This is a genomic window from Streptomyces sp. NPDC058307 (assembly GCF_042880295.1).
In the GTDB taxonomy this organism is placed as follows: domain Bacteria; phylum Actinomycetota; class Actinomycetes; order Streptomycetales; family Streptomycetaceae; genus Streptomyces.
Window position 1 is genome coordinate 155,259 of the sequence record NZ_JBHVYZ010000001.1, and the last position, 20,789, is coordinate 176,047.

Annotated in this window: 18 protein-coding genes and 2 pseudogenes; 10 read left to right on the forward strand and 10 right to left on the reverse strand. The window is 70.8% G+C overall.

Translation table 11 applies throughout. From position 1 onward, the window contains the following. Positions 1-42: 42 nt before the first annotated feature. Positions 43-1,797, reverse strand: coding sequence for an ABC transporter ATP-binding protein (locus tag ACFVYN_RS00695; protein WP_389990568.1), 1,755 nt, complete (start codon positions 1,795-1,797; stop codon positions 43-45). A gap of 189 nt (positions 1,798-1,986) precedes the next feature. On the opposite strand from ACFVYN_RS00695, the gene ACFVYN_RS00700 reads away from it, so the two are divergent. The 3 genes from ACFVYN_RS00700 to ACFVYN_RS00710 all read left to right on the forward strand — a co-directional run bounded on the left by ACFVYN_RS00700 (position 1,987) and on the right by ACFVYN_RS00710 (position 4,710). Next, complete coding sequence (locus tag ACFVYN_RS00700) at positions 1,987-3,072, forward strand: S-(hydroxymethyl)mycothiol dehydrogenase (RefSeq protein ID WP_389990570.1); 1,086 nt, start codon at positions 1,987-1,989, stop codon at positions 3,070-3,072. Next, complete coding sequence (locus tag ACFVYN_RS00705; protein ID WP_389990572.1) at positions 3,072-3,701, forward strand: MBL fold metallo-hydrolase; 630 nt, start codon at positions 3,072-3,074, stop codon at positions 3,699-3,701. Before ACFVYN_RS00700 ends, ACFVYN_RS00705 begins: the two co-directional genes overlap by 1 nt. Positions 3,702-3,795: 94 nt before the next feature. Continuing rightward, on the forward strand, positions 3,796-4,710 hold the full coding sequence (locus ACFVYN_RS00710; protein WP_389990574.1) for an SDR family oxidoreductase: 915 nt from the start codon (positions 3,796-3,798) through the stop codon (positions 4,708-4,710). 148 nt (positions 4,711-4,858) lie between these two features. Here the strand turns inward: ACFVYN_RS00710 and ACFVYN_RS00715 are convergent. Next, a pseudogene (locus ACFVYN_RS00715) lies at positions 4,859-5,092 on the reverse strand (hypothetical protein); the annotation flags it as partial. A 49-nt stretch (positions 5,093-5,141) separates the two neighbouring features. Between ACFVYN_RS00715 and ACFVYN_RS00720 the strand changes: the two are divergent. After that, a pseudogene (locus tag ACFVYN_RS00720) lies at positions 5,142-5,944 on the forward strand (SDR family NAD(P)-dependent oxidoreductase). Between the two features lie 103 nt (positions 5,945-6,047). Further along, positions 6,048-6,743 carry a L,D-transpeptidase family protein gene (locus ACFVYN_RS00725; RefSeq protein WP_389990576.1) on the forward strand — a complete coding sequence of 232 codons (696 nt, stop codon included), beginning with the start codon at positions 6,048-6,050 and terminating at the stop codon, positions 6,741-6,743. A 29-nt stretch (positions 6,744-6,772) separates the two neighbouring features. Here ACFVYN_RS00725 and ACFVYN_RS00730 read toward each other — a convergent pair whose 3' ends face one another. The 4 genes from ACFVYN_RS00730 to ACFVYN_RS00745 are packed head-to-tail and all read right to left on the reverse strand — an operon-like array spanning position 6,773 to position 11,267. Continuing rightward, positions 6,773-7,975: a Gfo/Idh/MocA family protein gene (locus ACFVYN_RS00730; RefSeq protein ID WP_389990578.1), complete on the reverse strand. Its 1,203-nt coding sequence runs from the start codon at positions 7,973-7,975 to the stop codon at positions 6,773-6,775. A gap of 29 nt (positions 7,976-8,004) precedes the next feature. Next, positions 8,005-9,345, reverse strand: coding sequence for an ABC transporter substrate-binding protein (locus tag ACFVYN_RS00735; protein ID WP_389990580.1), 1,341 nt, complete (start codon positions 9,343-9,345; stop codon positions 8,005-8,007). Positions 9,346-9,355: 10 nt separating this feature from the next. Continuing rightward, entirely contained in the window at positions 9,356-10,285 is a 930-nt protein-coding gene (locus tag ACFVYN_RS00740; protein ID WP_389990582.1) for a carbohydrate ABC transporter permease, read from the reverse strand. Between the two features lie 16 nt (positions 10,286-10,301). After that, the gene (locus tag ACFVYN_RS00745; protein WP_389990584.1) at positions 10,302-11,267 is read right to left on the reverse strand and encodes a carbohydrate ABC transporter permease; all 966 of its coding nucleotides are present in this window, start codon (positions 11,265-11,267) and stop codon (positions 10,302-10,304) included. A 166-nt stretch (positions 11,268-11,433) separates the two neighbouring features. Between ACFVYN_RS00745 and ACFVYN_RS00750 the strand changes: the two genes are divergently transcribed. Both ACFVYN_RS00750 and ACFVYN_RS00755 read left to right on the forward strand, forming a co-directional pair. After that, entirely contained in the window at positions 11,434-12,594 is a 1,161-nt protein-coding gene (locus ACFVYN_RS00750; RefSeq protein ID WP_389990586.1) for an ROK family protein, read from the forward strand. A 135-nt stretch (positions 12,595-12,729) separates the two neighbouring features. Further along, entirely contained in the window at positions 12,730-12,915 is a 186-nt protein-coding gene (locus tag ACFVYN_RS00755; protein WP_007386663.1) for a hypothetical protein, read from the forward strand. Between the two features lie 77 nt (positions 12,916-12,992). Here ACFVYN_RS00755 and ACFVYN_RS00760 read toward each other — a convergent pair whose 3' ends face one another. Then, complete coding sequence (locus ACFVYN_RS00760; RefSeq protein ID WP_389990588.1) at positions 12,993-13,259, reverse strand: hypothetical protein; 267 nt, start codon at positions 13,257-13,259, stop codon at positions 12,993-12,995. A 259-nt stretch (positions 13,260-13,518) separates the two neighbouring features. Here ACFVYN_RS00760 and ACFVYN_RS00765 point away from each other — a divergent pair, with 259 nt between their 5' ends. Continuing rightward, positions 13,519-13,728, forward strand: a complete 210-nt coding sequence (locus ACFVYN_RS00765) for a hypothetical protein (RefSeq protein ID WP_389990590.1) — start codon at positions 13,519-13,521, stop codon at positions 13,726-13,728. An 11-nt stretch (positions 13,729-13,739) separates the two neighbouring features. Here the strand turns inward: ACFVYN_RS00765 and ACFVYN_RS00770 are convergent, their stop codons facing one another. Continuing rightward, entirely contained in the window at positions 13,740-15,110 is a 1,371-nt protein-coding gene (locus ACFVYN_RS00770) for a S1 family peptidase (protein ID WP_389990592.1), read from the reverse strand. Positions 15,111-15,444: 334 nt separating this feature from the next. Between ACFVYN_RS00770 and ACFVYN_RS00775 the strand changes: the two genes are divergently transcribed. Then, positions 15,445-15,825 carry a PPOX class F420-dependent oxidoreductase gene (locus ACFVYN_RS00775; RefSeq protein ID WP_389990594.1) on the forward strand — a complete coding sequence of 127 codons (381 nt, stop codon included), beginning with the start codon at positions 15,445-15,447 and terminating at the stop codon, positions 15,823-15,825. 61 nt (positions 15,826-15,886) lie between these two features. On the opposite strand, the gene ACFVYN_RS00780 is transcribed toward ACFVYN_RS00775, so the two are convergent. Then, positions 15,887-18,631: an alpha/beta hydrolase family protein gene (locus ACFVYN_RS00780; RefSeq protein WP_389990984.1), complete on the reverse strand. Its 2,745-nt coding sequence runs from the start codon at positions 18,629-18,631 to the stop codon at positions 15,887-15,889. 209 nt (positions 18,632-18,840) lie between these two features. Here ACFVYN_RS00780 and ACFVYN_RS00785 point away from each other — a divergent pair, with 209 nt between their 5' ends. Further along, positions 18,841-20,193 carry a Gfo/Idh/MocA family protein gene (locus ACFVYN_RS00785; protein ID WP_389990596.1) on the forward strand — a complete coding sequence of 451 codons (1,353 nt, stop codon included), beginning with the start codon at positions 18,841-18,843 and terminating at the stop codon, positions 20,191-20,193. 51 nt (positions 20,194-20,244) lie between these two features. Here the strand turns inward: ACFVYN_RS00785 and ACFVYN_RS00790 are convergent, their stop codons facing one another. Beyond that, positions 20,245-20,658, reverse strand: coding sequence for a Zn-ribbon domain-containing OB-fold protein (locus ACFVYN_RS00790; RefSeq protein ID WP_389990598.1), 414 nt, complete (start codon positions 20,656-20,658; stop codon positions 20,245-20,247). Positions 20,659-20,789: the final 131 nt, after the last annotated feature.

A 20,789-nucleotide genomic window follows, 5' to 3' on the forward strand; every position in this document is an offset into this window, starting at 1 on the left:
AGGGCCGCCCGGATCACCGCGCGGCCCTCGACGCATGTCCGCTCACCCCGCCGTGGAAAGGAACTGTGTCGCCGCGAGTTCGCCGTACAAGGGGTCCCCGGCGACCAGTTCCCGATGGGTCCCCACCGCGCGGACCCGCCCCGCGTCCATGACCACGATCCGGTCGGCCATCGTCACCGTGGACAACCGGTGCGCGACGACCAGCACCGTCGTCGTACGCGCCACATCCGCCACCGTGTCCCGCAGGGCCGCCTCGTTCACCGCGTCCAGCTGGGACGTGGCCTCGTCCAACAGCAGCAGCCGGGGCCGCCGCAGCAACGCACGGGCGATGGCGACCCGTTGCCGCTCCCCACCCGACAGCTTGGTCCCCCGATGTCCGACCAGCGTCTCCAGCCCGCTGGGCAGCTTGGCCACCAGACCGTCGAGCCGGGTCGTCTTCAGCACGCGCGCCACCGCGTCCTCGTCCGCGTCCGGGTTCCCGAGCAGCAGGTTCTCCCGCAGCGACCCGGAAAGGACGGGTGCGTCCTGCTCGACATACCCGATCGCGGAGCGGAGTTGAGGCAGGTCCCACTCCGCCAGGTCGCGCCCGTCCAGGGTCACGACCCCGGCCTCGGGGTCGTAGAACCGCTCGATCAACGAGAACACCGTCGTCTTCCCCGCGCCCGACGGCCCGACGAACGCCGTCATGCCCCGTGCGGGCACGTCGAACGTCACCCCGTGATGGACGTACGGCAGATCGTCGGCATACCGGAACCGAACGTCGGTGAAGGCGACGGAAGCCGGCGCGGCCCCGTCGGCGGGCAACGGCGCGGGCGGCGCGGCCGGTTCGGCGGGCAGCCGCAGCGCCTCCTGGATCCGGGCGAGCGCCGCGGCCCCGGTCTGGTACTGCGTGATCGCCCCGACGACCTGCTGGATCGGCGACATCAGATAGAACACGTACAGCAGGAACGCGACCAGCGTGCCGACCTCGATGGCACCGGTCGCGACCCGCGCGCCGCCCACCGCGAGCACCGTGATGAACGCGATCTGCATCGCCAGTCCCGCCGTATTTCCCGCGGCCGCAGACCACTTGGCGGCCCGTACGCTCTGCCGCCACGACTCCTCGGCCGCCGCGTGCAGCGTCCGCTCCTCCCGGTGCTCGGCGCCGGACGCCTTGACCGTGCGCAGCGCGCCGAGGATGCGTTCCAGTGCGGCGCCCATCACGCCGACCGCGTCCTGGGCCTGCCGGCTCGCCCGGTTGATGCGCGGCACGATCACACCGAGGACGGTTCCCGCGACCAGGATGACCGCCAGCGTGACGCCCAGCAGCACCGGATCGACGAAGCCCATCATCACCACGGTCGCCACCAGCGTGAGGCCGCCGGTCCCGAGGCCCACGAGCGAGTCGGTGGTGACCTCGCGCAGCAGGGTGGTGTCCGAGGTGATGCGGGCCATCAGGTCGCCGGGTTCGGTGCGGTCCACGGCCGTGATGCGCAGGCGCAGCAGATACGACGACAGCGCCCGCCGCGCACCGAGCACCACCGACTCCGCGGTGCGCCGCAGCACATACGAACCCAGCGCGCCCACCGCCGAGTTGCCGACCACGAGCGCCGACATGACGAGCAACGCCCCGGTGATCGTGCGGTCGTGGGACAGGTCGTCGATCAACTCCCGTGCCACCAGCGGGAGCAGCAGACCGGTGGCCCCCGTCAGGAGCGAGAGCAGGGCACCCGCGAGCAGTGTCCACCGGTGCGGCCGTACGTATCCGAGGAGCAGCCGCCAGGTCGGAAGGCCGGTCTCCGTCTCGGTGCTGCTCACGGTGCTCCTTCGGGCCCGACGGCGTGCGGAGCCTTCAGGCTACGTCGGTGTTCTCGCGCGGCGCGGACCGGGGAGCCGGTGCGACGGTGAGGCAGACGGGCTGTCGTTTCCCGGTCTGCGGTGCCGTTACTGATCAGTCGCGCGTAGGGTCGGAAGGAAGTGCACCGGGCGAAAGAAGGGGTCAGGACCATGGCGCAGGAGGTACGCGGAGTGATCGCACCGGGCAAGGACGAGCCGGTGCGGGTGGAGACGATCGTGGTGCCCGATCCGGGGCCGGGGGAGGCCGTCGTCCAGGTGCAGGCCTGCGGGGTGTGTCACACCGACCTGCACTACAAGCAGGGCGGGATCAACGACGACTTCCCGTTTCTGCTCGGCCACGAGGCCGCCGGCGTGGTGGAGTCGGTCGGCGAGGGGGTGACCGATGTCGCGCCCGGCGACTTCGTGATCCTCAACTGGCGTGCCGTGTGCGGGAACTGCCGCGCCTGCCTGCGCGGGCGGCCCTGGTACTGCTTCAACACCCACAACGCGAAGCAGCGGATGACCCTCACCGACGGCACCGAGCTCTCGCCCGCCCTGGGCATCGGCGCCTTCGCCGAGAAGACGCTGGTCGCCGCCGGACAGTGCACCAAGGTCGACCCCTCGGTCTCGGCCGCGGTCGCGGGGCTTCTGGGCTGTGGCGTGATGGCCGGTATCGGCGCCGCGATCAACACGGGGCAGGTCGGCCGGGGCGACACCGTCGCCGTCATCGGCTGCGGCGGCGTCGGGGACGCGGCGATCGCCGGCTCGAACCTCGCGGGCGCGGCGAAGATCATCGCCGTGGACATCGACGACCGGAAGCTGGAGAAGGCCCGCACGATGGGCGCGACCCACACCGTGAACTCCAAGGACACGGACCCGGTCGAGGCGATCCGCGAGCTGACCGGCGGCTTCGGCGCCGACGTCGTCATCGAGGCGGTCGGCCGGCCCGAGACGTACCAGCAGGCCTTCTACGCCCGCGACCTGGCCGGCACGGTCGTGCTCGTCGGCGTGCCCACCCCCGAGATGAAGCTGGAGCTGCCGCTCCTGGACGTCTTCGGGCGCGGCGGGTCGCTCAAGTCGTCCTGGTACGGCGACTGTCTGCCCTCCCGCGACTTCCCCATGCTGATCGACCTGCATCTGCAGGGCCGCCTGGACCTGGAGGCGTTCGTGACCGAGACCATCCAGCTCGACGAGGTGGAGAAGGCGTTCGAGCGCATGCACCACGGTGACGTCCTGCGCTCGGTGGTGGTGCTCTGATGTCCGTCCGTATCGAACGCCTCGTCACCTCCGGGCAGTTCAGCCTCGACGGGGGCACCTGGGACGTCGACAACAACGTCTGGATCGTCGGCGACGACCACGAGGCGATCGTCATCGACGCCGCCCATGACGCCGACGCCATCGTCGAGGCGGTGGGGGATCGCAGGCTGACCGCGATCGTCTGCACCCACGCCCACAACGACCACATCGACGCCGCGCCCGCCCTCGCCGACCGCACCGGCGCCACGATCTGGCTGCACCCCGACGACCTGCCGCTGTGGAAGCAGACCCACCCCGACCGCGATCCCGACGCCCATCTGCGCGACGGCCAGGTCATTGAGGCCGCGGGCGCCGACCTCAGGGTGCTGCACACCCCCGGCCACGCGCCGGGCGCCGTGTGCCTCTACGACCCGGGCCTCGGCACCGTCTTCACCGGCGACACCCTCTTCCAGGGCGGACCCGGCGCCACCGGCCGCTCCTGGTCCCACTTCCCGACGATCATCGACTCGATCCGCGACCGCCTGCTGGCCCTGCCGCCCGAGACGAAGGTCCTCACCGGTCACGGCGACCCGACGACGATCGGCGCCGAGGCCCCGCACCTCCAGGAGTGGATCGACCGCGGCCACTGACGCCGGCCGGGCGACCCGCCCGTAAATCACGACAGAGGTTGTCCGGCTTCCCGGTCATGCTCGAAGCACCATCGGGCACAACGGGAGGTCGGACATGTCACAGCCGCTGCAGGGCAAGGTCGCGCTGGTCGCCGGAGCGACCCGGGGAGCCGGGCGGGGGATCGCCGTGGAGCTCGGGGCGGCGGGCGCCACCGTCTACGTCACCGGACGCAGCACCCGCACCAGCCGCTCCGAGTACGACCGCCCCGAGACCGTCGAGGACACCGCCGACCTCGTCACCGCGGCAGGGGGCCAGGGCATCGCCGTACCCACCGACCACCTGGACCCCGCGCAGGTCCGCTCGCTCGTCGACCGGATCGCCGACGAGCAGGGCCGTCTCGACGTTCTCGTCAACGACATCTGGGGCGGTGAACACCTCTTCGCGTGGGACAGCCCGGTGTGGGAGCACGACCTCGACAACGGTCTGCGGCTGCTCAGGCTCGCGATCGACACCCACGCGATCACCAGCCACCACGCCCTGCCCCTGCTGCTGCGCCGGCCAGGCGGCCTGGTCGTCGAGATGACCGACGGAACCGACGCCTACAACCGCGAGAACTACCGCGTCTCCTTCTTCTACGACCTCGCCAAGACGTCCGTCCTGCGCATGGCGTTCTCCCTCGGCTACGAACTCGGCCCGCGCGGCGCCACCGCCGTCGCCCTGACCCCGGGCTGGCTGCGCTCGGAGATGATGCTCGACCACTTCGGGGTGCGGGAGGACAACTGGCGCGACGCCCTCGACCGTGTCCCCCACTTCGCCGTCTCGGAGACCCCGCGCTATGTCGGCCGCGCCGTGACCGCGCTCGCCGCCGACCCCGACGTGGCCCGCTTCAACGGCGCGTCCCTCGACAGCGGCTCGCTCGCCCGGACCTACGGCTTCACGGACCTCGACGGCAGCCGCCCCGACGCCTGGCGCTACCTGGTCGAGGTCCAGGACGCGGGCAAACCCGCGGACGTGACCGGTTACCGCTGATCCGGGACGACCTGGAGCGTCGGCGACAGGGGCCGGCACGCGGAGTGCCCGGGAGGCAGCGCGAGATCATCCCGCACGGCCAGGTGGTACGGCCAGCAGCTGCAGGGGCCCCGAACCATGAGCTAATTCGACCTCCAGCGCACTTACCTGGGAACAGCTGCCGGTCGTTGCCGTAATGGGCGGCGGCCCGGTGGGCGAGGGTGACGGACTTCTTCAACGTCCTCGCGTAGTCGCCGTAGACGGCGAGCTTGCGCTCCTCCCAGCGGGCCACCCGCTCCCGCTGGAACCGCACCCGCTCTCCCCTCACGACCGCCGCATACGAACCGAGTGCGCCGATGACGACACCGATGAGCGCGGGGAGTTGCTGTATGAACGCGGTTATGGACGCACGGTATCTGCCCCGTTGATCACCCACGGGCTATCTTCGGCCCATGACCCACACCAAGCGCTTCGAGGGACACGTGGCTCTGGTCACGGGCGCAGCCCGCGGGATCGGCGCTGCGGCGGCCCGCCGGCTCGCCGAGGAGGGGGCAGGGGTCGTGCTGGCCGACCGCGACGGGCCGGTGGTCGAGAACACCGCCGCGCGCCTGTGTGCCCAGGTCTCACCGTCCGGGCGGTGGAGTGCGACGTGGCGGACCGTACGGCCGCGGAGGCAGCGGTCGCCCACGCCGTGACGGCGTTCGGATCGCTCGACGTCCTGGTCAACTGCGCCGCCCGGTGCACCCCGGAGACCCCGCTCTTCGAGGACGAATCGGACGACGAGTGGGCGCGGGACCTGGACATCACCCTCGGCGGGCCGTACCGCTGCTCGCGGGCCGCGCTCCCGCACCTGGTCGCCTCAGGGCGCGGTGCGATCGTCAACATCGGCTCCGTCAACGGCCTCCAGGACTTCGGCAACCACGCCTACAGCGCCGCCAAGGCGGGCCTCGGCTCCCTGACCCGTACCCTCGCCGGGCACGCGGCCGCCCGTGGGGTGCGCGTCAACCTGGTCGTCCCGGGCACGGTCCGCACCTCCGCCTGGGAAGGGCGGGAGGGCGAGCTCGCCGAGATGCGGCGGCTGTACCCTCTCGGGAGGGTCGGCGAACCCGAGGACGTCGCCGCCGCGGTCGCCTTCCTCGCCTCCTCGGACGCGGCGTGGATCACCGGCACGACACTGGTCGTCGACGGCGGTCTCACGGCGGTCAACACCGGCTTCCACGCGGCGGTCCATCCGGGCCGGGGGTCTTCGTCATGAGATTTGTCACCGTTCCGTCCCAGCACGCCCCGGGGTACAACGAAGTGGCTCGAAGACCTGTCTAGAGGTAAGAGATCGCAGGACCTATGAAGGGGACAGGGCCATGGGGGACATACGCAGACGGGGTGCCGTCGCACTCGGGATCACCGGACTCGTCGCACCGCTGACCATCGCGCTGGGCGCCGTGCCCGCGCAGGCGGCCAGCTGCACCACGCAGGCGGGGCCGTACCAGAAGCAGGTCGAGAAGTTCCTCGGCCGACCGGTCGACGGCACGCAGTCCGCCGCCGACTGCAAGGCGATCAGGGCCTTCCAGACCAAGCACGGCATCACGCCGAACATCGGCTACGCCGGGTCCGTCACCTGGGGCGTGATGGACCTGATGAACAAGCAGAAGGCCGTCGGCACCAACCCCAACCGGGACGGCAAGTGCCCGGTGAACAAGGGCCGCATCGCCTGCGTGAACCTCACCCTCCAGCTGAGCTGGATCCAGGACGGCGACCGGCTGGTCTACGGCCCCGTCCCGGTCCGCACCGGCCGCGACGGCTACGAGACCCGCACCGGCCTGAAGAAGATCTACTGGCGTGACATCGACCACGTGTCGAACATCTACAACGTGCCGATGCCCTACAGCCAGTTCTTCGACGGCGGCCAGGCCTTCCACTCGGTGAACCTCAGCATGTGGAACCCGCCGGGCTCGCACGGCTGCACCAACATGACCCCCAAGGACGCCAAGAAGTACTGGTCGCTCCTGAAGAAGGGCGACGACGTCTTCGTGTACGGCCGCAAGCCGGGCACCTGAGACACCAGGCGCCCGGCGCGACGCCGCGGTCACGCGTCCGGCGCGTCCCCGAAGTCCGGGATCTCCAGCCTCGCCCCGCCCTGCCGCGCGGAGTCGTGCGCGATGACCCCCGGCAGGGTGTAGCGGGCCGCCACCCAGGCGTTCACCGACGGCAGGGTACGGGTGTTGACCGCGGTCACGAAGTCGTCCACCAGGAAGTGGTGGCTGCCCTCGTGGCCGTTGTGCAGGTTGTCGAACTCCCGAGGCAGCCGCGCCCGGTCGTGCACCGGCGCCGACCCGGACGTGAACGCGGCCCGCAGGTCCGGCGCGATGTGCTGGAGTGACGGGTCGTCAGGAGCCATGGTGGGCTTGGGCTCCAGGAGTTCACTGATGTCCTTGACGCCCTTCTTGTCCTGCCAGAGGGCGACCGTCGCGAGCTGCTCCATGCTCGCCTCGGTCCCGAAGAACCGGAAACGCGACTCCCGGATGTGGGAGGGGTAGCCCACCCGCCGGAACTCGTTCGTACGGAACGACCCGCCGCCCGCCACCTCGAACAGCGCGGTCGCGTTGGAGAAGTCGTTGCCGAACTGGCTGACGTCCTTGTCGAACACGCCGTCCCCGCGGTCGTCGACCACACCGATCGCCGACACGCTCACCGCGTGCGTCTGCCAGGCGCCCAGCACCCCGCCCACCGAGTGCGTGGGGTAGAGCAGCGGGGGATAGCTGGCGGTCTCCTTCCACGTCTCGCCGCCGCTGTACTGGTACGCCTCGTAGAACCCGAGGTCCATGTCGTGGACGTAGTCGCCCTCGGCGTAGAAGAGCCGCCCGAAGGCGCCCTCGGCGATCTGGTTGCGGGCGTGCACGGTCGCCGGGTTGTACTGGCTCGTCTCGCCCATCATGTACGTCAGCCCGGTCGCCCGGACCGCGTCGATGATCGCCGCTATCTCGTCGGTGGTGATGGCCATGGGCACCGCGGAGTACACGTGCTTGCCGGCGTTCAGGCCCTGGAGCACCAGGGGGCCGTGCGTCCAGCGCTGGGTGAAGATCGCGACCGCGTCGACCTCCTTCGACTCCAGCATGGCCTCGTACGTGGGGAAGGTGCCGGCCAGGCCCTGCGCCGAGGCGAGCTGCTCGGCCCGTTCGGGCAGCAGATCGGTGACGTAGACGTCGCCGACACCGGGGTGGGCCTGGAACAGCGTGGCGAACTGGCCGGAGAACTGGCCGGCGCCGACGATGCCGAGGGAGAACGTCATGCGGGGTGTGTCCTTCACTGGTCGCGGGATCACTGCGAGAGGATCAGGTTGATCTGGTCGTTGGTCTGGTCGAGGCCGGCCACGGACCTGCCGTTGCCGAAGATGTCCTGCATGGCGGGATGCATCAACGCGTAGACGTCCGCGGCGTAGTTGGTGATGGGGTAGGAGAAGGTCGTGAAGTCCTTCTTGTCGGCGACCGGCTTGGTGAAGGCCGTGACGTCGATTCCCTTCTTCTTGTAGGCGGCCACGGCGGCCGCGGTGCCGTCAGGGGTGGCGGGGAAGACAATGCCGTAACCGCCCACCGTCTTCTGGCACTCGTCCGAGGAGAGGTACTTCACCCACTTGCGGGCGCCTTCCTTGTTGCGGGCGTTCTTGGTGATGGAGTCGGCGAGGCCGTTCATCATGGTGGCGCGCTTGCCGGTGGGGCCTTCGGGGGTGACGGCGGTGCGCATGTCGAGGCCCTTGAAGCCGGCGTACGTCGAGATCATCCAGGCCCCGTCGAAGGCGGTCGCCGCCTTTCCCGCCGCTACCTGGGTGTTGGCCTGGTTGGACTGGGAGTTGTAGTCGGTGAAGGGTGCCATGTAGCCCTTCTTCGCCAGTCCGAAGTACCACTTGACGGCCGACTGGAAGGCCGGGCTGTCGTACCGGTACTTCGTGCCCCACCGCTTCTTGTCGGTGTAGCTCCAGCCGGCGGAGGCGGTGAAGGTGCTCCACTGGGTCTGGCCGTCGCCGTCCCCGCCGCCGTTGGTGGCGAGGCCGTACACCTTGACGTTGTTCTTGTCGAAGCCCGGCTCGTCGCCCCGCTTGCCGTTCCTGTCGACGGTGAGGTGGGCGATGGCCTTCTCGAAGGTGCCGCCGTCCTCGGGGTTCCAGGCGAGGTCGTTCAGCTGGGCCGCCGTGAGCCCGGCCGCGTCGGTCAGCTTCTTGTTGTAGAAGAGGGCGACGGTGTCCCAGTCCTTGGGGGCACCGTAGCGGTGGCCGTCCTGGCCCATCCAGTTGGCCGCGAGACCGGGCTGGTAGGCGGACTCGTCGATGCCCAGGTCGTCGAGGGGTTCGAGGACCTTGAGGTCGGCGAACTGGCCGAACTTCTGGATGTGGTCGGTGAACACGTCCGGCTCGGTGCCCGCGATGAAGCTCGCGGTGAGCTTGGTCCAGTAGTCGTCCCAGCCCAACTGGGTGATCTTCACGTGCAGTCCGGGGTTCTGCTTCTCGAAGTCCTTGGCGCAGGCCTGGTAGGCGGGCTGCTGGTTGGCGTCCCACAGCCAGTACGTCACCGTGTTCGAGGAGGACCCGGCGGAGCCGCTCCGCGCACACCCCGTCAGACAGAGGGCCAGTGCGCCGGCCAGTGCGGTCAGCGTACGAAGTCGCATCACAAGTCCCTCACTTGATCCCGGTGAAGCTGATGGTGGACACGATGCGGCGCGCGAAGAACCCGAACAGCGCCAGCATCGGCAGCGCGGCGATGAGCGTCGCCGCCATGAGGCCCGACCAGTCGACACCCGACTGCGGGGTCTGGGCCCGGAAGATGGCCAGCGCGACGGTCAGCACGCGTGAGCTGTCGCTGTAGGACACCATCAGCGGCCAGAAGTAGTCGTTCCAGGACGTGATGTACGTCAGCACGGCCAGAGTCAGGACCGGAGCTGACGCCATCGGCAGCAGCACCCGGAAGAAGATCCGCACCTTCCCGGCGCCGTCCAGCAGGGCCGCCTCCTCGACCTCGCGGGGCACGTTCATGAAGAACTGCCGCAGGAAGAACACCGCGAACGGCGTCATGAACATCGTCGGCAGCGCGATGCCCAACAGGTTGTCGATCAGGCCGAGTTCCTTGATGAGCACGAAGTTCGGCAGCAGGGTGAAGATGGTCGGCACCATCAGCCCGCCCAGGAACAGCGCGAACACCTTGTCGCGGCCCCGCCAGCGCAGCCGGGCGAAGGCGTACGCGGCCATCGCGGAGAAGAAGATCTGGCAGACCGTCACCAGGGTGGAGACGATCACCGAGTTGAGCAGATAGCGCCAGAACTTCAGTCCGCCGCCCGCGCCGCCCTGCGCGATCGCGTCCTTCGTGGACTCCAGTCCCAGGGCGCGGGCGAATCCGGTGCCGGTCGGGTCCACCGGCAGCGGGTCGGAGGCGTGAGCGGCCAGTCCCGAGTTGGTGGACAGGGCGGTGCGCAGGATCCAGTAGAAGGGCAGCAGGGTCACGAGCACGATCGCGCCCATCGCCGTCCAGGCCAGGACCCGGCCGGGGGAGAGGGGACGGCGTCCGGTGGGCCGTATCCGTGTCGTGGTCGCGGTGGTGGTCACGGCGGTCATGTCGACTCCTTCCGGTTCAGCCGAGATCGGTCTGGCCGGCCCGGGTGAGCCGGTACTGCAGGACGGTGATCGCGCTCATCACGACCAGGAGGGCCACCGACATCGCGGACGCGTAGCCGAACTGGAAGCGGCCGAAGGCCGATTGGTAGATGTAGAACTGGAGGACGTTGGTGGCGTTCGCCGGGCCGCCCGCGGTGGTCACGGCGACCGTGTCGAACACCTGGAACGAACCGATCACCGTCATGATCAGCACGACCGCCAGGACGGGTCTGAGCAGCGGCATGGTGATCCGCCAGAACATCCGCCACTCGCTCGCGCCGTCCACCTTCGCCGCCTCGTACATGTCGTTCGGGATGGCCATGAGCCCCGCGAACAGCAGCAGCGCGGTGTAGCCGACGTGCCGCCACACGTTGATCAGGGCGATCGTCGGGATCGCCCAGGTCTCGTCAGCCAGGAAGGGGATCCGGTCGAAGCCGAGCCCGGCGATGATCTCGTTGCCGATGCCGAGCTGGTTGTCGAGGATCCACAGCCACACCAGACCCGCGACGACGTTCGACATCAGATACGGCGTGAGCACGATCCCGCGCAGCAGCGGCGACTGCGTCAGGCGCTGCAGGAGCACGGCGATGGCGAGGGCGGACACCGTCTGGACACCGATGTTGATGACCACGTACTCGACGGTGACCTTCAGCGACTCCCAGAAGATGGGATCGTGGATCATCCGGTTGTAGTTGGCGAGGCCCACCCACTCCGCCGGGGTCAGCAGGTTGAAGCGGGTGAAGCTCAGATAGATGCCCCGCAGCGTCGGCCAGAGCAGGAAGACCACGAAGCCCACCAGGGCCGGGGCGATGAACACCGCGGCCAGGCGTCCGTCGCCCCCCTTCGACCCGCCTGAGCTCCGGTCCGTGCCCGGTTCGGTCCGTGGCCCCTCGGCGCCGCCGAGCGGCAGTCGCGACGGAGGGCTGCTGGAGGCGATGGTCATCGGGAGACTCCCTCGTCTTCGGTGGCTCGTCCTCGGCCACTTACTTTTGTCGCGAAAGAATCCATGCGTCAAGAGCCCTGCCAACATCTTTTCAGGCCGCCCGAGGCGCCATAGTCTGACCGTGTTGCTTTTACGGCGAAAGAAATTATGTGGGAGTCTGAGCTTCATGACCGCAGTTGCCGCCAGCTGGCTACCCCTGAGCACCGGTGAGCGCTCGGTGGCGATCGAGGTGCTCGTCCACGGCCCGCTGTCGCGCACCGAAATCGCCCGCCGCCTCGACCTCTCCGCGGGCAGCCTCACCCGCCTGACCAAACCGCTCATCGAGTCGGGCCTGCTGATCGAGGTCCCCGAGGCGGGCACCCCGGCCGAGGTGCGCCAGGGCCGCCCCTCGCAGCCCCTCGACGTGGTCGCCGAGTCCCGCTCCTTCATCGGCTTCAAGATCACCGAGGACATGGTCTACGGCGTCGTCACCACCCTCAGGAGCGAGATCGTCGCCCGCCACGACCGCCCCCTCGCCAGCCATGACCCCGCCGAAGTCGCCGACCTGCTCGCGGAGATGACGAGCGAACTGGCCCGCGCCTACCCACGGCTGGCCGGCATCGGCATCGGCGTCGGCGGCTTCGTCCAGGAGCGTGCCGTGGTCGGTGAGTCCCCCTTCCTGCACTGGCGGGACGTCCCCCTCGGTGAACTCGTCGAGGAACGCACGGGGTTGCCGGTGGTCGTCGAGAACGACGTCTCCGCCCTCGTCGAGGCCGAGACCTGGTTCGGGGCGGGACGCGGCCTCGACCGCTTCGTCGTCCTCACCATCGGCGCCGGCATCGGCTACGGCCTGGTCCTCGGTGGCCGACGCGTCCCCTACGCCGAGGAGGACCGGGGCTTCGGACGGCACTGGATCATCGACCCCAACGGGCCGTTGACGCCCGACGGCAACCGCGGCAGCGCCGTCTCCCTGCTCACCATCCCCAACATCCGCTACCAGGTGCAGGCCGCCACGGGCCGCGACCACACCTACGAGGAGATCCTCGCCCTCGCCGCTGCGGGCGACCCCATGCCCGCCCGCGTGATCGACGAGGCCGGGCGTGCCCTCGGTGTCCTGGTCGCCCAGATCGCCAACTTCGCCATGCCGCAGAAGATCATGCTCGCGGGAGAGGGGGTCGGGCTGATGGACGTGGCGGCCAAGACCGTCGAGGACACCATTCGTTCCCATCGCCATCCCCTGGCCGCCCCGATCGACCTGGAGACCAGGGTGTCCGACTTCCACGACTGGGCCCGCGGAGCCGCCGTACTGGCGATCCAGGTCCTCGTCCTGGGTGTGGCCGAAGTGTGAACCTGATCACCAAGTATGAATCTGGTCCGTTCCCTTGACAGCAGGCGCCTTGACAGGGGGACGTGATCAGTAACACGGTCCCGGTATGTCCGTCTCTGATGTGATTACTCACGTCGCCTTCACTTTGGGGGCCGTATGCTTCACACCATGTCCACCACTGTTGAACCCGTGACCGATCGATCGGCCGACGAGGTCAACGAGGAGATCCGGGCCCTGTGGCGCCGGGCGGGCGGGACACTGAGCGGCGAGCAGCGTGAGGAATACCAGCGCCTCGTCCTGGAGTGGGCCGCCGCCGCTCCGCAGCCGGTCCGGGCGGCCTGACCCCGCGCACCGCGCGGGGCACCACCGCCCCGTCCCTGGGCACCCCTGACGGGACGGGCCCTCTCCTCGCACTGGCCTCAGCGGTCTGCTACGGCATCGTCGTCCCCCAACTCTCGACTGCGCTCGAGCCGGGAGGTGCCCCCGCCCCCGGCGGTCTGCTGTCGCGCCGCGTCCGCTCCGCCGCCGTCACCTTCCTCGGACAGGTCGGCGGCCTGATCTTGGCTACCTGCGCCGCGCTCTTCCTCCCCGCCGACGCCGTGCGCCCCGCCGACCTCCTGTGGGGCGTGCTCTCCGGTGTCGGAAGCGGCGCCGCCATGCAGGTCCTCGACCGGGGCCTCAGCCACGGCGCGATGAGCGTGGTCGTACCCGTCAGCGCCGTCTCCGGGGCCGGCCGATCCGTGGTGTGCGGGGTGGCGCTCGGCGACCGGCCGAGCCCCGTGGCCTGGCTGGGTATCGCCCTCTCGGCGCCCACGCTCCGGATGGTCTGCGGCGGCGGCACCGACGAGGGCGGAGGAGTCCCCGACGGGCTGCTGGCCAGTCCCGGTGTCGCGCTCCAGTACATCGCCCTGGCGCGGGCCGCTGCCTCCAGCGGGGCTGTGGCCGGTGGCCGCGGGGCGGGCGGCCGCCGTGCTCGTACTGCTGCCCGCGGCGGTCCGGCACCCCCGGCGTCTGCGCCTGCCGCCGGTACGAGCGGTTCAGGCGCTGCTCGTCGGAGCGGGCGCAGCCCTCGGGCTCATCCTGCGGCTGGGCCGCAGGCAAGTGGTGGGCCTGGTGGGCGCGGGAGGCGCGACGGTCCTGCTCAGCCTGGGATGAGAAGACCGGTCTCAGCCCCAAGTCGCCGAGTAGTACCGCTGGTACGCCTTGCGGTCCTGCTCCGAGCGGATGTACCGCGTCGCCACCAGCGCGATCAGACTGCCCCCGACGACCAGCAGACCGGGCCCGACGTTCCGGGTGTCCGTGATCCGGCTCAGCAGAGGCGTGCCCGGGGTCCCCTGCACCGCCGCCGAGGAACCGGGAGAGGCGGCGCCGGGAGCGATCGAGCCCTGCGCGGAGGTGGCGGACGGCGCGGGAGAGGACCCGCCCGCGGTGGCGGCCGGGTTCGACACGATCAACTGCATGCCGAGCGCCGTGAGCGCCTTCGTCACCGGCTGGAAGAAGGTCGTACCGCCCTGGGTGCAGTCACCGCTGCCGCCCGAGGTGATGCCGAGCGCGATCCCCTCGGAGAACATCGGGCCGCCGCTGTCCCCGGGCTCGGCGCACACGTTCGTCTCGATCAGCCCGGTGACCGTGCCCTCCGGGTAGTTCACCGTCGAGTTGACCCCCGTCACCTGACCGTCGCGCAGGCCGCTCGTGCTGCCGCTGCGGAACACCCGCTGCCCGATGGACGGATCGCCCGCGCCGGTGATCTGCACGCCCTTGCCGTTGCCGATGAACACGACCCCGGCGCCGTCGCCCGCCTTCCCGTTGGCGTACTGCACCAGCGAGAAGTCGTTGCCGGGGAAGCTCTGGGTGACCGTCCTGCCGAGCTGGTTGGTGCCCCCGGTGTCCGCGAACCAGACCGATCCGGTGGGGCCGCAGTGCCCGGCCGTGAGGATGAAGTCGCTCTGGCCGTTGGTCACGTTGAAGCCGGCCGAACAGCGGCCGCCGGTCGACAGGATCGGCTGCGCGCCGTTCAGGCGGGGAGTGAAGGTGCCCTCGGTGCGCTCCATGCGGACGAAGCCGCCGATACCGTCCGCGACCTGTGTCATCGCGGCCCAGTCGGACGCCGAGACCGTGCTGTCGCCCTGCACCACCACCTCGTTGGTCCGGTAGTCCATGGACCAGGCGGTCCCGGCGACCCGGGGCGCCGAACGCAGCGTCTTCGCCGCCGACTTGAGCTCGTCCATGCTGTGCCCGACCATCTTCGCCCTGGCACCCGCCGCGCGTACCTCGGCCGCCGCCTGCTCGTCGGTGACCGCGACGACGGCCTTGCCGTCGGCGCCGATCCAGGTGCCGGCGGTACGGGAGCTGCCGAGCCGCGACACGAGAGCCGCGCCCGTCTGCCCTGCCTTCATGGCGTAGGTGTGCGGCACGGCGGCGGTCGCGGGAGGCTCGCTCGCGACGGCTCGCGTGACCATCACACCTCCCAGGAGGAGTCCGCCGACTGCCGCCAGCCGTGTCACTCGCCGGACGGCCCGTCGTCGTGCGTGCCTCATGCATGGCTCCCGAACCCGAACAAGCGATGCCTGGCACCGCAGGGCCCTCCGGTCGTTGAGTGCCCTCCTTCCATACGCGCCCCGGCCCGGGCGCGTTCACGACAGCGGGTGATCCTGTCCGACGGAATCGTCCCGAGGCACGTCAACCGGCCACGCGCGGGCCGGTGTTGGCGGGTTCCATGCGCCTCCGGGCTCCGGATTCCGGAGAGTACGGCGGCCACCCGCACCCGGGCGGCGCGCAGGCCTGACGGCCTCCGCGAACCGCACTCCACCACCAGGAAACCGCACCGCACCTTCGCGCGGGGATCGAACTTCCATTCCCTAGACTTCCGTCATGGATGACACGCAGCTGGAGCGGCTCGGTGCGGGCAAGTACCTGCTGCTCACCAGCTTTCGCAAGAACGGCACCCCGGTCGCCACTCCCGTGTGGGTGGTCCGCGACGGGGACGCACTCGGCGTGTGGTCGGCCGCCGACGCCTGGAAGGTGAAGCGGATCCGGGCGCGCCAGGACGTTCTCGTCGGCCCCTGCGACGTGCGCGGCAACCCGACCGGCGACCAGATCCCGGCCACGGCGGAGATCTGCGACGCGGCGACCACCGCCCGCTACCGGCAGCTCCTGGCCCGCAAGTACGGCATCGTGGGGCGGCTCACGCTCTTCGGCAGCAGGCTGCGCCGCGGAGCGGACGGGACGGTCGGGATCCGCGTGACCCTGTGACGAACGGGGCCCGGTCGGTCCGGGCCCCGCGCATCACAAGGTCAACCATGCGAGAACGGACTCACGGCCGGTCGAGCACCGTTCCGGTCAGCGCCGGCCTGTCGGGCAGCGGATCGGCGTTGCGGTCGGTCAGCGCGACGCGTACCGACTCGGTCGGCTCGGCCAGCTGGTCCCGCAGGGTCGGCACGATGAAGTCCACGCTGGTGCTGCCGGGAGGGATGTTCAGCCACACCCACAGGTTCGCGTCGGACAGCGGCCGCTCCGGGTCGGGCACGTCACCGGACCAGTCCTGGAGCCACTGCGGGTCCACGTCCTTGGTGGACAGCTCGGTGCCCTCGGTGACCGGAATGACCCGCACCGGCTGCCAGACGTCCACGGCCACGGGCGCGTCCACGGACATCCGCCAGGTCAGCGTCTCTCCCTCGGTCACCCGGTCCGCGACCGGCGTCAGGGTGATCACCGGCTCGGGGTCGTCGTTCTCGGCGGTGACCCCGCCCCGGTGCTTGCCGACGACGGCGCCCCGGACGGCCTTGACGGCGATGTCGTGCTGCACGTCGTAGCCGTACTGCGTGTCGCCCTTCACCTTGACCGGGACGTCGATCGCGTGGCTGCCGGGCCGTACCGTCACGAGCCTGTTCTCGGCCCGGCCGCTGTCCGGCTCGAGGACGTACACGCGGACCTGACCGCTGCCGTGCCCGGAGATCTTGACCGGGACGCGGTAGGTGCGGGTGCCCGAGTCGCCCTCCTTGACGATCGTGCGGCCCACGTCGACGCGCGGCAGTGCGGCCGCCTTGACCGCGGGCGTACCGGGCGCCCAGCCCCACGCGTCCATCAGCCAGGCCCGCCCGGAGTGCGAACGGGGTGTCAGCTCAAGGGACTTGATGTGCCGCAGATCGAGCCCGGCGCGGGTCGCCGCGGTCAGCGGGACACGCAGCTCCTGCGCCCAGTAGGACGCGGTGCTCGCTGAGCCCGGCAGGCCCGCCACCTGGACGCGGCCCAGCGTCACCCGCCGGTTCGCGGAGTCGGTGACGGACACGTCGAACTTCGTGCCGGTCGTGTTCGGCGGGACGAAGACCCGCAGCGCGAGCTTCTGGGAGCCCCGCAGGGAGAGCGGCTTGGCCGGGGTGACGCGCGCGGCGCTGCCCGGCGCGGACCACTTCAGGGCCACCGCGCTGCGGCCGGCCTCCTTCTCCGTCTCCCAGGACGCGAAGTGCGGGGACGAGCCTGGGGTCTCCGGGTCCAGACAGGCCACGGCCGGGTTCGGGTCGATCGCGGAACACACCCGGGCACCGGTCACCCTGGCCCCGGCGTCCGGCAGGAAGCCACCGCTGCGGCGACCGCCGACCGCGTGGGTCAGCACCCGCGCCGGATCGGCGGACGGGGCCCGCCTGCCGGACCCGTCGAGCAGTGGACGCACCCGGTCGTCACCGGCGAGGAAGAGCCGGGCCGCCGCGGCGATGTAGGTGGAGCCCGCCTTGTGCTGCTGGGCGGCGGTCAGCCGGGTCGCGGCGCCCGGAGAGCACACCGGGTCCGGCTGCTCGGGGTCGGACGAGAAGTCGTCCGAGGCCGGTGCCTCGGCCACGCCCGGGGTCCACTCGCTGTTGAAGTAGTTGTGGTTGGCGCCGACGATGTAGACCGCGCTGTGCAGCGCGGTGCCCCGGCTGATCCCGCGGGTCCCGTCGACGAAGTCCTCGCCCTGGAGGTCCGACACATCGCCGTCGCAGCCCGGCAGGAGCGTCACGTTCGGCACGTCGGCGACCGGATTCTGGCCGAAGATCGTCGGTCCGACGAGCACGGTCCCGCGCACCTTCCAGCGCACCGGCCCCCGGTAACCGTCCTCCGCGGCGGGCGGCGGGTAGAGGCTGTCCATGGCGGCCCGGTTGACGCCCTCGCCGCCCCGCGAGTGGCCGACGAGCAGGACCCGGGAGAGGTCGGCCTTCGGGGCTTCGCGTACGACGGCGGGGGCGGTGGAGCGGTGGGCGGCCCAGTCGGCCCAGCGGGCGAGGTGCTGCCGTACCAGCGAGGAGCGCGCCTGGGCGCCGGCGTCCTCGGCCTGCCAGTCCTGGGCGTTGATGCCGTTCGCCGAGATCGACACCGTCACATAGCCCTGGGAGGCCAGCAGCCGCTGGTCGGCCAGGTAGCCCTTGTCGCTGGGGATCGGCTTGTAGCCGTCCGCGCAGGGCCAGTCGATGCTCACGTCGTCCTCGCTGCCCGGCTTGTAGCAGGTCGCGTGACGGCCGTGCAGGAACAGCGCGAGCGGCCGGCTGCCGGTGGCACCCTTCGGCGCCACCACCTGGGCACGCATCTCGACCGGGGTGGCGAACCCCGGCAGACGCACGGGGGCGAGGTCGTACTCGCCGGAGGTCGTGCGGTACGAGCCGGGCTTCCCGGGATCGACACTGTTCGCCGGTGCCTGCGCGGGCAGTCGCGCCCCTCGCGCGTCGGGGGTGCGCGGCTCATCGGCCGCCGCGTCCAGGCGGCGTCCGGCGGCGGTGACGTGAAGGTCCGTCAGCCCGGTGGTCCCGGCCCTGTCGAGGGCGAGCCGGAAGGTCCGTCCGTCCTTCGCCGGCTTCGGCACCCCGAGCAGCCGGTCCCCGGTACGGAACTCGACACGCGCGTTCCCCATGGGCACGGTCTTCGGCGCGTGCCAGACCAGCTCCCGCGCCCCGCTCCTGCCGTCGATCCGCCACCCCGGCGGCAGTCCGCTGTCGTCCGCCGCTCCCAACATCCTCGGATGGGGCGGCTGTTGGGCTTGTGCCAGTCCGGGCGAGGCCGCAAGGGCCGCCAGTACCGCCACGGCGGTCACACATATTCGCCGGGCACGGATCAATGGTTCTCTCCTCAACACCCCGTACGCAGGCGTCCCGTCGGTCCCAGGCGCCTCTCGCGTCACGTAGGACGTGACACGGGCGTCTGTGGGTTGTCTGTGCGCGGCCGTGGATCGAGAGAGCCGACGGGAACCAGCCAGGGATGTCACGGGGACTAGCGGATCACAGGATGGGGGAAGCGCTTTCCATGAGCCGAACTTCCCACCTCCGCGCAGCAGTCGTCGGCACCGGTCACCGCGCCCAGCTGTTCACCCGCGCCCTGGCCGCACGCCCCGGTCACCGGGTCGCCGCCCTGTGTGATCCCAGCCCCACCCGCATGGCCTTCCACAACCGCCTGCTCGCCGAGGCCGGCGAACCCGCCGCCGCCCAGTGGGAGCCCGAGCGCTTCGCCGGGCTGCTCGCCAAGGAGGACATCGACGAGGTCGTCGTCACCACCGTCGACGCCGCACACGACCGCTACATCGTCCCCGCGCTCCAGGCCGGTTGCAGGGTCGTCACCGAGAAGCCGATGACGGTGGACGCCGACCGCTGCGCCCGCATCCTGGACACGGTCAGGGCCACCGGCAACTCCCTCACCGTCGCCTTCAACTACCGCTTCAACCCCGTCCACGCGAAGGTCCGCGCCCTGCTCGCCGACGGCGCGATCGGCGAGATCCTCTCCGTGCACTTCGAATGGCTCCTCGACACCCGGCACGGAGCGGACTACTTCCGCCGCTGGCACCGCGAGAAGCGGCACAGCGGCGGCCTGATGGTCCACAAGGCGAGCCACCACTTCGACCTGGTCAACTGGTGGCTCGCCGACGAGCCGCAGGAGGTCTTCGGCTACGGACGGCTCGGCTTCTACGGCCGTGCGGCCGGCGAACGCCATAACCTGCGCCGCGAATACACCCGGGCCCACGGGGCGGACCCGGCCGCCGACGACCCCTTCGCCCTCGACCTCGCGGCCGACGACACCCTGCGCGCCCTGTACCTCGACGCGGAGCAGGACGACGGCTACCTCCGCGACCGCAACGTCTTCGACGGGCCCGTCACCATCGAGGACGACATGGCGCTCCTGGTCCGGCACGCCCGGGGCGCGACGATGACGTACCACCTCACCGCCTACTCTCCGTGGGAGGGCTACCGGGTCATGTTCAACGGCAGCGCGGGCCGGCTGGAACTGGAGGTCGAGGAGAGCCGCTGGCAGGCATCCCGCACCAGGATCAGCTCGGCGAGCGGCGCGCTGCACGGGGACACCGCGGCCGACCACGCGGGCGGCGCGCGTCTGACCCTGAGGCCGCTGTGGCAGCCCCCGGTCGACGTGCCGCTCGTCACCGCCCACGAGGCGCACGGCGGGGGAGACCCGCGCATGCTCGACGCGCTCTTCGGACCCGTGGACCCCGGTGCGGGACCCGTGCGCGAGGACGCCGGTGCCGCGGGGCACCCGACGGCCACCGAACGGGACGGAGCCCTGGCGCTGGGCGTGGGTATCGCCGCCAACCGGTGCTTCGAGACGGGACAGCCGGTGCGGGTGCGGGATCTGATCCCCGGGGCCTGGTGAGAGCCCGTGCGGTCACCAGAAGTTGATGGCGCGTCAGCTCCAGGCCGCGCGTCAGCTCCAGGCGCGGTACGGCTCGTCGAGCAGCTGGAAGACGGGCTCGCCGCGGACCGGGTCCTTGGCCGTCGACATCCGCACCCGGTCTCCGCTGTGGATCGCGGCGGGCGGCCCCATGACCCGGCCCCGGACGACGAATCCCTCGGCCAGCTCGATCAGCGACACATTGCGGGCGGCGGGGGTGTTGCGGTGGACCACCGTGGAGTGGCGGACCGTGCCCACGCCCTCGCTGCGCTCCGTGCGCAGGTCGCCGCCCTGACAGACCGGGCACAACAGCCGGTGGTACATCGCCGTACCGCACCAGGTGCAGCGCTGGAAGAGGATCGCGTCCGTGGCCGGGGCGGCGGGTTCGAGCAGGCCCGTCCCGGAGCCGGCTGCCTGACGAGCCATGTTTCCTGAGTGGTGGTACACGCTGGTCAACTCCCTGCGCTCGGCCGGAATCCCACGTGCTCGGGTAACCGTGCACGGACGTGCGCGGCTCCCTGTGCCGCCGTGCACGCCGTCAGCGTATGGCACTCAGTGTCGCCCGTAAAGGTACTGCG

Excerpts from the sequence above, each read along its gene's own strand:
- ACFVYN_RS00725 (WP_389990576.1), top strand. The coding sequence starts at position 6,048 with ATGGGGGACATACGCAGACGGGGTGCCGTCGCACTCGGGATCACCGGA.
- ACFVYN_RS00700 (WP_389990570.1), top strand. The coding sequence starts at position 1,987 with ATGGCGCAGGAGGTACGCGGAGTGATCGCACCGGGCAAGGACGAGCCG.
- ACFVYN_RS00740 (WP_389990582.1), bottom strand. The coding sequence starts at position 10,285 with ATGACCGCCGTGACCACCACCGCGACCACGACACGGATACGGCCCACC.
- ACFVYN_RS00770 (WP_389990592.1), bottom strand. The coding sequence starts at position 15,110 with ATGAGGCACGCACGACGACGGGCCGTCCGGCGAGTGACACGGCTGGCG.
- ACFVYN_RS00730 (WP_389990578.1), bottom strand. The coding sequence starts at position 7,975 with ATGACGTTCTCCCTCGGCATCGTCGGCGCCGGCCAGTTCTCCGGCCAG.
- ACFVYN_RS00745 (WP_389990584.1), bottom strand. The coding sequence starts at position 11,267 with ATGACCATCGCCTCCAGCAGCCCTCCGTCGCGACTGCCGCTCGGCGGC.
- ACFVYN_RS00750 (WP_389990586.1), top strand. The coding sequence starts at position 11,434 with ATGACCGCAGTTGCCGCCAGCTGGCTACCCCTGAGCACCGGTGAGCGC.
- ACFVYN_RS00705 (WP_389990572.1), top strand. The coding sequence starts at position 3,072 with ATGTCCGTCCGTATCGAACGCCTCGTCACCTCCGGGCAGTTCAGCCTC.
- ACFVYN_RS00785 (WP_389990596.1), top strand. The coding sequence starts at position 18,841 with ATGAGCCGAACTTCCCACCTCCGCGCAGCAGTCGTCGGCACCGGTCAC.
- ACFVYN_RS00735 (WP_389990580.1), bottom strand. The coding sequence starts at position 9,345 with ATGCGACTTCGTACGCTGACCGCACTGGCCGGCGCACTGGCCCTCTGT.
- ACFVYN_RS00710 (WP_389990574.1), top strand. The coding sequence starts at position 3,796 with ATGTCACAGCCGCTGCAGGGCAAGGTCGCGCTGGTCGCCGGAGCGACC.
- ACFVYN_RS00755 (WP_007386663.1), top strand. The coding sequence starts at position 12,730 with ATGCTTCACACCATGTCCACCACTGTTGAACCCGTGACCGATCGATCG.
- ACFVYN_RS00775 (WP_389990594.1), top strand. The coding sequence starts at position 15,445 with ATGGATGACACGCAGCTGGAGCGGCTCGGTGCGGGCAAGTACCTGCTG.